We start from the raw sequence: 12,864 nt of genomic DNA on the forward strand, positions 1-12,864 counted from the left end.
CCTTGCACGACCGCTCGGTCACGCCCGCAGCGTCTCCTCCAGCTTGCGCGCGACCGACGTCGCCTCCTCGGCGGGCAGTGGCGCGTGGTCGGGGCCGGTCACGTAGAAGGCGTCGACGGCGTTGGACCCGAGCGTACTGACATGCGCGCTGCGCACCCGTACCTCGGCGTCCTCCAGCGCCCGCCCGATCCGGAAGAGCAGGCCCGGCGCGTCCTGGGCGCGCACCTCGAAGACCGTCGCGTGCCGGGAGGCCGCGGAGGCCACCGTCACGCGGGGCGGCGGCGCCACCCAGCCCCGGCGCCTCGGGTAGGCCGCGTCCCGCTCCGCGAGCCGCCCGGCGATGTCCAGGGAGCCGTCCAGGGCGCGGACCAGGTCGGCGCGGAGCCGGGCCGCCTGGGGCAGGGAGCCGTACTCGGCCGCGACCCGCCAGTTGAGGAGCAGGACGGTGCCGTCGTCGACGTCGCTCGGGAGCTGGAGGGCGCGCAGTTCGGCGGTGCGGACGGTGAGCCGGTGCATGGCCAGCACGCCGGAGACGGCGGGCAGGACACCCGGCTGGTCGGGTACGGCGATGATCAGCTCGACGCCGAGCGGTTCGGGCTCGCCGGACGGTGCCTCGTCGACGGCCGCCGGCTCGGTCTGGGCGCGCAGGGCCAGCACCGGGGCGCCGGTACGGAAGGCCTCGATGGCCAGCCGCTCCTGCTCGGCGGTGGGCGCGCCCGGCTCGGGCTCGTCGTCGGCGTCCCCGGCGAGGACCGCCGAGACCCGCTTGACCAGGTCGGCGACGAGCGAGCCGCGCCAGGTCGACCAGGCCGCCGGGCCGGTGGCCAGGGCGTCGGCCTCGGTGAGGGCGTGCAGCAGCTCCAGGGTGCCCTGGGTGCCGACCGCCTCGGCGACCAGGCGGACGGTGGCCGGATCCTCCAGGTCGCGCCGGGTGGCGGTCTCGATGAGCAGCAGGTGGTGCAGGACGAGCGTCGACAGGACCGCCACGTCGGCGCGGTCGAAGCCGATCCTGGCCGCCACGTCCTTGACGATGATCTCGCCGGCCACCGAGTGGTCGCCGGGCCAGCCCTTGCCGATGTCGTGCAGCAGGGCGGCGACCAGGAGCAGGTCGGGGCGGTGCACGCGGCGGGCGAACTCGGAGGCGCGCACGGCGGTCTCGATGAGGTGCCGGTCGACGGTCCAGATGTGCACGGCGTTGCGCTGCGGCCGGCAGCGCACCCGCTCCCAGTCGGGCAGCAGGCGGGTGATCAGGCCCTCGGCCTCCAGCGCCTCCCAGACCTCGACGGTCGGGCGGCCGGAGCCGAGCAGGGTGACCAGTTGCTCGCGGGCCTCGGCGGGCCAGGGCGTGGGCAGCGGGCGGCCGGTGGCGGCCATGCGCCGGACGGCGTGCAGGGAGAGCGGGAGGCCGGCCTGGGCGGCGGCGGCCGCGGCGCGCAGCGGGAGCACGGGGTCGCGTTCGGGGCGGGCGGCGCGGGCGAGCACCACCTCGCCGTCCTGTTCCACCACGCCCTCGGCGAGCGGGGAGCGCTCGGGGACCGGCTTGCCGCCGCCCAGCATGGCGCGCAGCCGGGGCCGGACGGCGCGCGAGCGCAGCACCCGCCCCACTTCACGCCAGGTGACGTCACTGGCGTACGAGATGACGCGCGCGGACTCGTAGACCTGGCGCAGCAGGGTGTCGGCGTCGAGGAGGTCCAGTTCGGCGGCGACCTGGTCCTGCTCCTGGAGCGCGAGGCGGTCGGTCGCGCGCCCTGTGGTCAGGTGCAGGGCGTCGCGGACGTCGAGGAGGCGCCGGCGGGCGTCGGCGAGGCCCTCGCGGGGCGCGTCGGCGAGCCAGGAGGCGGCGACGGCACGCAGGGCGGTGGCGTCGCGGAGGCCGCCGCGGGCCTCCTTGAGATCGGGTTCCAGGAGGTACTGCAGCTCGCCCTGGCGTTCGGCGCGCTCGGCGCAGAGCTCCTGGAGTTCGGGGAGACGTTTCGGCGCCTGGTTGCGCCAGTCGGCGAGGATCGCGGTGCGCAGGCCGGAGGTCAGGCCGAGGTCGCCGGCGATGTGCCGGGCGTCTAGGAGGCCCAGCTGGACCTTGAGGTCCTCACCGGCGGTTCTGCGGGCCTCGGCGGGGGTGCGCACGGAGTGGTCGAGGGCCAGGCCGAGGTCCCAGACGGGGTACCAGAGCCGGTCGGCGACGGCGGCCACCGTGCCGGCGTCGCCGCCCTCGTGCAGCAGCAGGAGGTCCAGGTCGCTGCGTGGGGAGAGTTCGCTGCGGCCGTAGCCGCCGACGGCGACCAGGGAGACGCCGCCCCCGATGCCCTCGGTGGCCGCCGCGAACAGCCCGGTCAGCCATTCGTCGGTCAGCTCGGCGAGGGCGGTACGGCGCGGCGGCCCGGACCGCGCCTCCTCGGTGAGGAGGCGCAGCCGGGCCGCCGCGTAGCCGCTGGGTCCCGTGTTCTCTGTGTCGTTCCGAACTTCCGTACCCGTCACCCAGCGACTCCTGCCTGTATTCAGGTGGTTCTGTTCTACAGAGCGTCCGGACCGCGCTCGCCGGTGCGGACCCGTACCGCGGTCTCGACCGGAACCGACCAGACCTTGCCGTCACCGATCTTGCCGGTGCGGGCGGCCTTGACCACGACGTCGATCAGCTGCTCGGCGTCCTCGTCCTCGGCCAGCACCTCGATGCGGATCTTGGGCACCAGGTCGACCGTGTACTCGGCACCACGGTAGACCTCGGTGTGGCCGCGCTGCCGACCGTAGCCGCTGGCCTCGGTGACCGTGAGGCCGTGGACGCCGAAGGCCTGGAGGGCCTCCTTGATCTCGTCGAGCCGGTGGGGCTTCACGACGGCGGTGATGAGCTTCATGCGTCCACCTTCTTGCTCGTGCCGGCCAGCGCCGCGGAGACGGAGCTGACGACACCGCCGCCCGCACCGCTGAAGTCGTATGCAGTCTCGGCGTGCTCGGCCTGGTCGATGCCGGAGACCTCCTCGTCCTCGGTGACCCGCATGCCGAGGGTCTTGTCGAGGAGGAAGGCGAGGACCGCGGAGGCGACCAGGGAGTAGCCGAGGACCGCGCCGACACCGGCGAACTGCTTCCACAGCTGGGTGAAGGAGTGGTCGCCGTAGAAGACGCCGGTCGCGGTGGACTGGCCCTTGCCGGTGGCGAAGAAGCCGATGAGCAGGGAGCCGATGATGCCGCCGACCATGTGGACGCCGACCACGTCGAGCGAGTCGTCGTAACCGAACTTGAACTTCAGGCCGACGGCCGCGGCGCAGGCGACACCGGCGATGGCGCCGACGGCGATGGCACCGAGCGGGGAGACCGCACCACCGGACGGGGTGATCGCGACCAGACCGGCGACCGCGCCGGAGGCGGCGCCCAGGGTGGTGAACGCGCCGTGCCGGATCTTCTCGTAGGCGAGCCAGGCGAGCATGGCGGCGGCGGTGGCGACCTGGGTGTTGACGAACATCAGCGCGCCGACGCCGTCGTCGTTGCCGAGCCACGAGCCGGCGTTGAAGCCGAACCAGCCGAACCACAGCAGACCGGCGCCGAGCATCACCAGCGGAAGGCTGTGCGGGCGCATCGGGTCCTTCTTGAAGCCGACGCGCTTGCCGATGACCAGGATGACGCCGAGGGCGCCGGCACCGGCGTTGATGTGGACCGCGGTACCACCGGCGAAGTCGATCACACCGAGCTTGAAGGCCCAGCCGTCGGCGCCCCAGACCCAGTGGGCGACCGGGACGTAGACGATCGTCAGCCACAGGGCGACGAAGAGCGCCCAGGCCGAGAACTTGACGCGGTCGGCGATGGCACCGCTTATCAGGGCCGGGGTGATGACCGCGAACATCATCTGGAAGACCATGAAGACGAAGATCGGGATCGTGTAGCCGTCCCAGAGCTCCGTCAGCCCGACGTTGCTCATGCCCAGCCAGTCGGAGTTGAAGCCGATGAAGCCGTTGCTGGAGCCGAAGGCCAGGGAGAAGCCGTAGAGCACCCACAGGATGGTGACGATCCCGATGCTGACGAAGCTCATCATCAGCATGTTCAGGGTGCTCTTGACGCGGACCATGCCTCCGTAGAAGAAGGCGAGTCCCGGTGTCATGAGCAGCACCAGGGCGGAACAGATGAGCATGAAGCCTGTGTTCGCGGAGGACAGCTTGGGTGCCTCCGCGGCAAGCGTGATGGCGGCTGGTGCCATCGGCGTCTCCTCGTCGATTGGTACGGCCCCGTGTGCGGGCGTTGCCTGAATGTGTCCGGTCAAGCGGGGGGTGGGCCGGTTATGCGCCATGAGATTGACGCAGCGCGGTTTCGGACACCGCCCCTCGTTGTTTCACCGGAGTGACGAAGGAGTCGCGGGTGTTACGCGTCGGTGAACTGCCTGATGTTCGCCGACCGGATCGTTATCGTGGCGCAACCTTCTCTGGGAGGAATGGAACCGGCCGCGGTGGCCTTCCGATGACCTGGCGTGGGGGAGCCGAGTCGGGCAGTTCGGGAGGGCCGGCCGCGGCCGGGGTCTTGGGGTTACCGGGATTCAGACCGCCTCGGCGGTCTCCGGCAGGTCGACGGCGAGCTGCTCGGTGAGGTCGACGACCGCCGCCAGATCCCCGTAGTCGCGGACGGCCGAGTCGACCGTCTTTCGAATACGAGTGTTCACGCGTTCCGAGCGCACCTTCTTGGCGATGCCCATGGCCTCGGAGGCCAGCACGGTGCTCCGCTCGGGCTCGCCCCGCAGCAGGTGCACGGTGGCCAGGCCGATGACGTTGAGCGCGTACGACCGCTGGTGCTCGGTGTCCTTGGCGAACAGCTCCACGGCCCGCTGCATCAGCGGCTCGGCCAGGGAGGCGTAGGTCGGGCTGCGGCCGGCGACATAGGCGAGGTCGCGGAAGGAGTGGCTGTTCTCGCCGTAGAGCTCGGCCTCGGAGAAGAAGCGGATCCAGTCGGGGTCCGGGTCGTCCCAGTCGTCGGCTTCGGCGAAGGTGTCCTCGGCCATCCGGACCGCCCGCTTGCACTTGCCGGGCTGCCCCATGTTGGCGTAGGCGCGGGCCTCCATCGCATACAGCATCGACTGGGTGCGCGGGCTCGCGCAGTCCCGGCTGCCGTACTGGGCGAGGTGGATCAGCTCCAGGGCGTCGTCGGGCCGGCCGAGGTGGATCATCTGGCGGCTCATGCTGGACAGGACGTACGAGCCCAGCGGCTTGTCGCCGGCCTCCTTGGCCGCGTGCAGGGCGAGCACGAAGTACTTCTGGGCGGTGGGCTGGAGCCCGACGTCGTACGACATCCAGCCGGCCAGCTCGGCCAGCTCGGCGGCGACCTTGAAGAGCGTGCGGGCGGTGGCCTCGGGCTGGGGTTCCTGGAGCAGGTCGGTGACCTCGTGCAGCTGGCCGACGACCGCCTTGCGGCGCAGGCCCCCGCCGCACTGGGCGTCCCACTGGCGGAACATCTCCGTGGTGGACTCCAGAAGGGCCAGCTCGGGCCGGGAGAGGCGGCCGGGGCGGCGGGACTCGGCCGCCGACTCGGGGGCCGACTGCGGCGCGCCGGGCGAGGGCACGAGCCAGCGCTGCATGGGCTCGATCAGGGACGGGCCCGCCGACAGCGCCAGCGAGGTTCCGAGGAAGCCGCGCCGCGCCAGCATCAGGTCGCTGCGCGAGAACTCGCTGAGCAGGGCCACCGTCTGCGGGCCCGTCCAGGGCAGGTCGACGCCGGTCGCGGAGGGTGACTGGCGGGCGGCCCGCAGCCCGAGGTCCTCGACCGAGACGACACAGCCGAACCGCTCGGAGAACAGCTCGGAGAGGATCCGGGGGATCGGCTCGCGCGGGTTCTCCCCGTCGAGCCAGCGGCGCACCCGGGACGTGTCCGTGGAGATGTGGTTGGCGCCCAACTGGCGTGCTCTGCGGTTCACTTGCCGTGCCAGCTCGCCCTTCGACCAGCCGCTGCGCACGAACCACGAGTTGAGCAGCTCGTTGGGGCGCTTGTCCGTACTGGTCGCGGTCGCCCCGCTACCGCCGTTGCCGCCCACTGGAACGCCCCCATCCCTGAGACCACTTGATGCCGGATGCGCCAAGCCCTATCAGAATGCCGGTAAATACGGCCTCCCGTCCGGTAGTTCTCACCCTTCGAACGGGATGTCGAGTTGCCTCCGGCATACCCATGAGTGCATGTGCCCCCAGGCCTCGTGCACTCAAAGTAATCCTACGATCACTGGTCCAGCCATGGCGATCCCGGAAACGCCACCATTCGCCACCCCTTCGAATGAACTCACGATGCCCTTGGCGCGATTCACTTGACATAGAACGGCCGGGAGTAGGCGGAGCGATGCACGCGGGGGCGCACACTCCCAGGTGCACCACCCGGGACGCTTCGGGGCGCTGCCGTGACCTTGCGGGCGCGAGGGAAGGCGGAGCCGTAGCGTCACGTTCCGTTCTCGTCCCGTTCCGTGTCGTAACCACCGGCGCGCCGGACCCGTTGGAGGGGGCATGGGCTTCACGATCGGCGGCATTCGCGAGATCCGCTCCGGCACGCGTCGGCGCGGTCGTTCATCGGACTGCACCGCCGTCGCCGAGTTCACCGGACTGTGGGGCTGGGACGTGGTGCCGGGCGCCCGGACCGCGGCCGGCGCGTGTTCCTGCGGGCACGCCGACTGCCCCGCCCCGGGAGCGCATCCGCTGGACTTCGCCCCCCAGGTGCCCGCGGGCGCCACGCTCGACGAGGTCACCAAGGCCTGGGGGGAGTTCCCGGGAGCCGCGGTGATGCTGCCGGTCGGCCGCGCGTTCGACGTGATCGAGGTCGCGGAGGCGGCCGGGCGCCGCGCCCTGGTGCGCCTGGAGCGGATGGGCCTCCCGCTCGGCCCGGTCATCGCCACCCCGGACGGCCGCGCCCAGTTCCTCGTCGCCCCGGGAGCCACCGCCGAACTCCCCGAGCTGCTCTACCGCACGGGCTGGGACGACCCGACCTCCCTGGACCTGCGCGGCCTCGGCGCGGGCAGCCACCTCACCGCGCCGCCGTCCGACCGGGGCGGCCTGGGCCCGGTGCGCTGGCTGCGGCCGCCGGCCCTGGACTCGGCGACCCGCCCGCCGGCGGCACGGCTGCTGCTGGGCACCCTGGCCTACGTGGCGCACCGGTCACGGGCGTAGCCGCGGGGACCCGGACGACCGACCCATACGCCGAAGCGCCCGTCCCCGACTGCATCTCGGGAGCGGGCGCTTCTCAAGCGAGTGAGTAGATTTACTCACCTCAAGGTCAGTCACCGATAAGGGCATCCACGAACGCCTCCGGCTCGAACGGCGCCAGGTCGTCCGCGCCCTCGCCCAGGCCGATCAGCTTGACGGGGACACCCAGCTCGCGCTGGACCGCGATCACGATGCCGCCCTTGGCGGTGCCGTCCAGCTTGGTGAGGACGATGCCGGTGATGTCGACGACCTCGGCGAAGACCCGGGCCTGGACCAGGCCGTTCTGCCCGGTGGTGGCGTCGAGGACGAGCAGCACCTCGTCCAGCGGGGCGTGCTTCTCGACGACCCGCTTGACCTTGCCCAGCTCGTCCATGAGGCCGGTCTTGGTGTGCAGCCGGCCGGCGGTGTCGATGAGGACGACGTCGACCCCCATCTCCTTGCCCTCCTTCACCGCGTCGAAGGCGACGGAGGCGGGGTCACCGGCCTCCGGCCCGCGCACGGTGTAGGCGCCCACCCGCTCGCCCCAGGTCTGGAGCTGGTCCGCGGCGGCGGCCCGGAAGGTGTCGGCGGCGCCGAGCACGACCGTACGGCCGTCGGCGACCAGGACCCGGGCGAGCTTGCCGGTGGTGGTGGTCTTGCCGGTGCCGTTGACCCCGACGACCATCACGATGCCGGGCTTGCGGTCCTCTGGCTCGGTCTTCACCGCGCGGTCGGCATCGGTGCCGACCAGGTTGAGCAGTTCCTCGCGCAGCAGACCGCGCAGTTCCGCGGGGGTGCGGGTGCCGAGCACCTTGACCCGCTCGCGCAGCCGGTCGACGAGTTCGGTGGTGGGCTGCACACCGACGTCGGCGGTGAGCAGGGTGTCCTCGATCTCCTCCCAGGTCTCGTCGTCGAGGTGCTCGCGCGAGAGCAGCGTGAGCAGCCCCTTGCCGAGGGCGTTCTGGGACCGGGAGAGCCGGGCGCGCAGCCGGACCAGCCGGCCGGCGGTGGGCTCCGGGATCTCGATCGCGGGCGCTTCGGGGACGAGGGGCTCTTCGACGGCGACCGGGGCCGAGCCGTCGGGAAGGTCGACCTCCTCTATCGTCCGGCGCGGTTCGTCGCGCGGCGTCTCGGCCTCGTCGCCGACGTGCGGCTCGGCCGGTGGCGCGGTGATGTCGGGCGCGGCGGGGGGCGGCGGGGGCAGCGACTTCTTGCGCCGGCTGCCGATGACGAGCCCGCCGAGCGCACCGAGCACGACCACGGCGATGACTACAGCAAGGATGACGGTTTCCATAACGCGTCCAGTATCCATCTCTCCCCCGCGGCCGACTTTGCTCCCTCGCGCGGGAGTTTCCGGGTGATACCTCGAAGCATGATGGCGTTTTTGATAGCTTTTGGTGAGATTGGTTGGACTATCGTACGATGGCTGACATGAGCACCACCGCCCACCACGATGGCGCGCTCGAACATCTCGAAGAGTCACTGGAGCAGCACGGCCTGGAGACCCGGGGCATCGAACCGGTCCCGGACTCCGAGCGCACCGCCACCCCCCGCGGTCTGCTCCCCACCTGGATCGCCGCCAACATCACCGTCCTGCTGGTGACCATGGGCGCGAGCCTGGTGGTGGACTTCGGGCTGAACTTCTGGCAGTGCCTGGTGGTCGGCGTCGCGGCCCCGACCGTGGCGTACGGCCTGGTGGGCCTGATCGGCATCGCGGGCAGACGCGGCGGCGCGCCGGGCATGGCGCTCTCCCGCGCGGTCTTCGGCCAGCGCGGCAACCTGCTCCCGGGCGGGCTGATCTGGGTCGCCCGCTGGGGCTGGGAGACGATCAACGCGGTGACCGGCGCCTATGCGCTGCTGACCGTCCTGGAGATCCTGTTCGGGATCAGGCGCAACACCGTCCTGATCATCGTCACCCTGCTCCTCTTCGTGATCACCACGTTCGCGATCTCGGGCATGGGCATCAAGGCGGTGCGGTACTGCAACCGGTGGGCGACCTGGCTGTTCGGCGCCTTCTCCGTGCTGGTGCTCGGCCGGCTGATCGCGGTGACGGACTGGGCCGCGGTGTTCGGGCAGCGCGCCGGGCCCGTGGCCGCGATGGTCACCGGGGCCGGGCTGATCGCCGCGGGCGGCATGAGCTGGACACCGACCGCGCCGGACTTCACGCGGTATCTGCCGGGTACGGCGCCCTCCGCGGCGATCGTACGCAACACGGTCGGCGGCGCCGGGATCGTCGTACTCCCCCTGGTCCTGATGGGCGCGGTGACGGCGTCCGCCAGGCCGGGCCTCGCGAAGGCGGCCGACCCGGTCTCGTTCCTCGGCGAGAGCCTCCCGCTCTGGCTCGCGGTCCCCTACCTCCTCGTCGCCCTGGCCGGGATGCTGCTGATCAACGCGATGTCGATGTACTCGGCGGGCTTCACCGCGCAGACGCTGGGCTTCCGCGTCCACCGGCACTGGGCGGTCGCCGTCAACGCGGTCATCTCGCTGCTCCTCGGCGGCGTCCTGATGCTGGCCGCGACCTCCTTCATGGCCTCCTTCACCGCCTTCCTGTCGCTGCTGGCGGTGGCGTTCTCGGCCTGGGTGGGCGTCTTCGGCGTCGACATGCTCCGCCGCCGCGAGTACGACGCCGCGGCCCTCCTCGACACGACCCGGACCAGCGCCTACTGGTACCGGGCCGGCTTCTCCCCCGCCGCCGTCGCGGCCTGGGCGCTGGGCCTGGCCACCGGCCTGCTCTTCACGACCTGCGACTGGTTCACCGGCCCGCTCGCCGACGGCAACCCCGTCGGCCGGTACGGCCTCGGCTGGCTCGCGACGATCGTCGTCTCGGGCCTGCTGTACGCGGTGCTGCCGAAGCCGGCGGTGGTGCCGGCCTCGGCCGGGAAGTCCGCACCCCTGGCTGTCTGACGTACCGTCAGCTACTGTCCCCGCACACCCGCCGGCCAGCCAAGGCGAAGGGGAACTCCCATGCCCGTCACGGTCGTCCGCTTCAACCTCGTCGAGCCCGGCGCCTCCCCGGCGACCCTGGGCGCCCGGTACCGAGCGGCCCTCGACATGGCCGCGTACGCCGACGAGCACGGGGTCACCACCGTGCAGACCGAGGAGCACCACGGCGTCGACAACAACTGGCTGCCGTCGCCGTTCGCCTTCGCGGGCGCGGTGTTCGGGGCGACCCGGACCATCGCGGTGACCGTGTCCGCGGTGATCGGCCCGCTGCACGACCCGCTGCGGCTGGCGGAGGACATCGCGGTGCTCGACCTGCTCAGCGGGGGCCGCCTGGTGACGGTGGCCGGGATCGGCTACCGGCCCGAGGAGTACGCCCTGTTCGACGTGGAGTGGAAGCGGCGGGGGCGGTTGCAGGACGAGCTGCTGGAGACGCTGCTGAAGGCATGGACCGGGGAGGAGTTCGAGTACCGGGGCCGTACGGTACGGGTCACCCCGCGCCCCTTCACCGACCCGCACCCCCTCCTCCTGGTCGGCGGCTCCTCCAGGGCCGCCGCCCGCCGCGCAGCCCGCCTGGGCCTGCCGTTCTTCCCGAGCGCGCATCTGCCGGAGCTGGAGGCGTACTACAAGGAGCAGCTCACCGAGTACGGCACGGAGGGCTGGACGATGATGCCCACGGCCGAGACGCCGCTGCTGCACATCGCCGAGGACCCGGACCGGGCGTGGGCGCGGTACGGCGAGCACTTCCTGCACGAGGCCCGGACCTACGCGTCCTGGCAGTCCGGGGACATCCGCTCGGCGGTGCGGTCGACGGCCGCGACGGTGGCGGAGCTCCGCGCGGAGGGCGTCTACCGGATCCTCACGCCGCAGGAGTGCGTGACGGCGGGACTGGACAACCTCGTGCTGCATCCGCTGGCCGGCGGCATGCCGGTGGAGGAGGGCTGGCGAAGCCTGCGGCTCTTCGCGGAGACCGTACTCCCGGCGCTACCGGCGTAGCGGGGACAAGCCCTGCCGACAGACGACTTCGGGAGCTTCGGCACCGTCGGACAGCGCTGTCGTGGCGGAGGGGGTGAAGCGGCGGGGGCGGGGGGCGTCGGGGCTGTGCGGTGGGCGCGAAGCCGTCGCCCCGCCCGGGCAGTGACCGGGCGGGGCGACGGGGAGTACGAGGAGAGGGGCAGCGGGGACTTGGCCCTTCTCCCCGAGTCGGGGAGGGCGGTCAGCCCATCTCCTCCAGGGACTTGCCCTTCGTCTCCTTGACGTACTTGAGGACGAACGGGATGGAGAGGGCCGCGAAGACCGTGTAGATCACGTAGGTCCCGGAGAGGTTCCAGTCGGCCAGCGACGGGAAGCTCGCGGTGATGGCCCAGTTGGCGATCCACTGCGCGGCGGCGGCCACACCGAGCGCGGCGGCACGGATCCGGTTCGGGAACATCTCGCCGAGCATGACCCAGACGACCACACCCCAGGACAGGGCGAAGAAGAGGACGAAGACGTGGGCGGCGACCAGGGCCGTCCAGCCCTGCGCGGAGGGGAGCTTGCCGTCGACCAGGTGGTAGGAGAAGGCCCAGGCCTCCAGGGCGAGGCCGACGACCATGCCGACCGAGCCGATGAGGGCCAGCGGCTTGCGGCCGATGCGGTCCACGAAGATCATCGCGATCACGGTGCCGATGATGTTGATGATCGACGTGGTGAAGGAGTAGAAGAACGAGTCCGTCGGGTCGACGCCCACCGACTGCCAGAGGGTGGAGGAGTAGTAGAACGCGACGTTGATGCCGACGAACTGCTGGAAGACCGAGAGGCCGATGCCGACCCAGACGATCGGCTTGAAGAAGAAGGAGCCGCCCAGCAGGTCCTTGAACGTGGACTTGTGCTCGCTCTTCATCGCGTGCTCGATCTCGGCGACCCGGGCGTCCAGGTCGGCGCTCTCGCCCTCGACCTCGGCGAGGATCGCGCGGGCACGGTCCCGCTTGCCGACGGAGAGCAGGAAGCGCGGGGACTCGGGGATCGCCAGGGAGAGCAGACCGTACAGGACGGCCGGGACCACCATCACGCCGAGCATGACCTGCCAGGCCTCCAGGCCCATCAGCTTGCCGCGCTGGTTGCCGCCGGCGGCGTTCAGCAGGCCCCAGTTGACCAGCTGCGAGATGGCGATGCCGATGACGATCGCGGCCTGCTGGAAGGAGCCGAGGCGGCCCCGGTAGGCGGGCGGGGCGACCTCGGCGATGTACGCGGGGCCGATGACGGAGGCCATGCCGATCGCGAAGCCGCCGATGATCCGCCAGAAGGCGAAGTCCCACAGGGCGAAGGGCAGCGCCGAGCCGACGGCGCTGATGGTGAACAGCACGGCGGCGATCTGCATGCACCGGATGCGGCCGATGCGGTCGGCTATCCGGCCGGCGGTCGCGGCGCCGATGGCGCAGCCGATCAGGGCGATGGCGATGACCTGGGCGAGGGCAGCGGACCCGATGTCGTAGCGGTCCCGGATCGCCTCCACGGCACCGTTGATGACGGAGCTGTCGTAGCCGAAGAGGAAACCGCCCATCGCGGCCGCCGCCGCGATGAAGATGACATGCCCGAGGTGATCGGGGTGAGCCGTCCCGGCTCCTGACTGGGGTGCCTGCGCAGTGCTGGTCACAAGAAACTCCTCGGGCCACCGGCAACGCTGCCGGGGGTGGGGGGTGAGCCCTCTCAGGACTAAGTGGCGCACAAGATCACACCACTCACACCTGAAGGTAAAAGCAACGTTGCAGAGACTATGCCTTCAAGTTTCGAAGTCAACAGGGGGCAAGGTGTG

9 protein-coding genes are annotated in these 12,864 nt (G+C 71.4%); 3 read left to right on the forward strand and 6 right to left on the reverse strand.

All coding sequences use genetic code 11. The features are described from left to right. Positions 1-18: 18 nt before the first annotated feature. The 4 genes from IEZ11_RS19415 to nsdA form a co-directional block, all read right to left on the reverse strand. Positions 19-2,475: a [protein-PII] uridylyltransferase gene (locus IEZ11_RS19415; RefSeq protein ID WP_189264059.1), complete on the reverse strand. Its 2,457-nt coding sequence runs from the start codon at positions 2,473-2,475 to the stop codon at positions 19-21. A gap of 35 nt (positions 2,476-2,510) precedes the next feature. Then, complete coding sequence (locus tag IEZ11_RS19420; protein WP_089098508.1) at positions 2,511-2,849, reverse strand: P-II family nitrogen regulator; 339 nt, start codon at positions 2,847-2,849, stop codon at positions 2,511-2,513. Continuing rightward, entirely contained in the window at positions 2,846-4,183 is a 1,338-nt protein-coding gene (locus tag IEZ11_RS19425) for an ammonium transporter (protein WP_189264060.1), read from the reverse strand. The genes IEZ11_RS19420 and IEZ11_RS19425 overlap by 4 nt, the downstream gene beginning before the upstream one ends. Before the next feature lie 333 nt (positions 4,184-4,516). Beyond that, the gene (nsdA, locus tag IEZ11_RS19430) at positions 4,517-6,001 is read right to left on the reverse strand and encodes a transcriptional repressor NsdA (protein ID WP_189264061.1); all 1,485 of its coding nucleotides are present in this window, start codon (positions 5,999-6,001) and stop codon (positions 4,517-4,519) included. A 457-nt stretch (positions 6,002-6,458) separates the two neighbouring features. Between nsdA and IEZ11_RS19435 the strand changes: the two genes are divergently transcribed. After that, a complete protein-coding gene (locus IEZ11_RS19435) occupies positions 6,459-7,115 on the forward strand; it encodes a bifunctional DNA primase/polymerase (protein ID WP_189264062.1) in 657 nt (218 codons plus the stop codon). A gap of 106 nt (positions 7,116-7,221) precedes the next feature. Here the strand turns inward: IEZ11_RS19435 and ftsY are convergent, their stop codons facing one another. Then, the gene (ftsY, locus tag IEZ11_RS19440) at positions 7,222-8,424 is read right to left on the reverse strand and encodes a signal recognition particle-docking protein FtsY (RefSeq protein ID WP_189264063.1); all 1,203 of its coding nucleotides are present in this window, start codon (positions 8,422-8,424) and stop codon (positions 7,222-7,224) included. Between the two features lie 137 nt (positions 8,425-8,561). Here ftsY and IEZ11_RS19445 point away from each other — a divergent pair, with 137 nt between their 5' ends. Continuing rightward, positions 8,562-10,034: a cytosine permease gene (locus IEZ11_RS19445; RefSeq protein ID WP_189264064.1), complete on the forward strand. Its 1,473-nt coding sequence runs from the start codon at positions 8,562-8,564 to the stop codon at positions 10,032-10,034. A 60-nt stretch (positions 10,035-10,094) separates the two neighbouring features. Beyond that, the gene (locus IEZ11_RS19450; RefSeq protein WP_189264065.1) at positions 10,095-11,066 is read left to right on the forward strand and encodes an LLM class flavin-dependent oxidoreductase; all 972 of its coding nucleotides are present in this window, start codon (positions 10,095-10,097) and stop codon (positions 11,064-11,066) included. Positions 11,067-11,286: 220 nt separating this feature from the next. On the opposite strand, the gene IEZ11_RS19455 is transcribed toward IEZ11_RS19450, so the two are convergent. Continuing rightward, positions 11,287-12,705 carry a sugar porter family MFS transporter gene (locus IEZ11_RS19455; protein ID WP_189264066.1) on the reverse strand — a complete coding sequence of 473 codons (1,419 nt, stop codon included), beginning with the start codon at positions 12,703-12,705 and terminating at the stop codon, positions 11,287-11,289. Positions 12,706-12,864 lie beyond the last annotated feature (159 nt).

The organism is Streptomyces fuscichromogenes, assembly GCF_014645815.1.
Lineage (GTDB): Bacteria > Actinomycetota > Actinomycetes > Streptomycetales > Streptomycetaceae > Streptomyces > Streptomyces fuscichromogenes.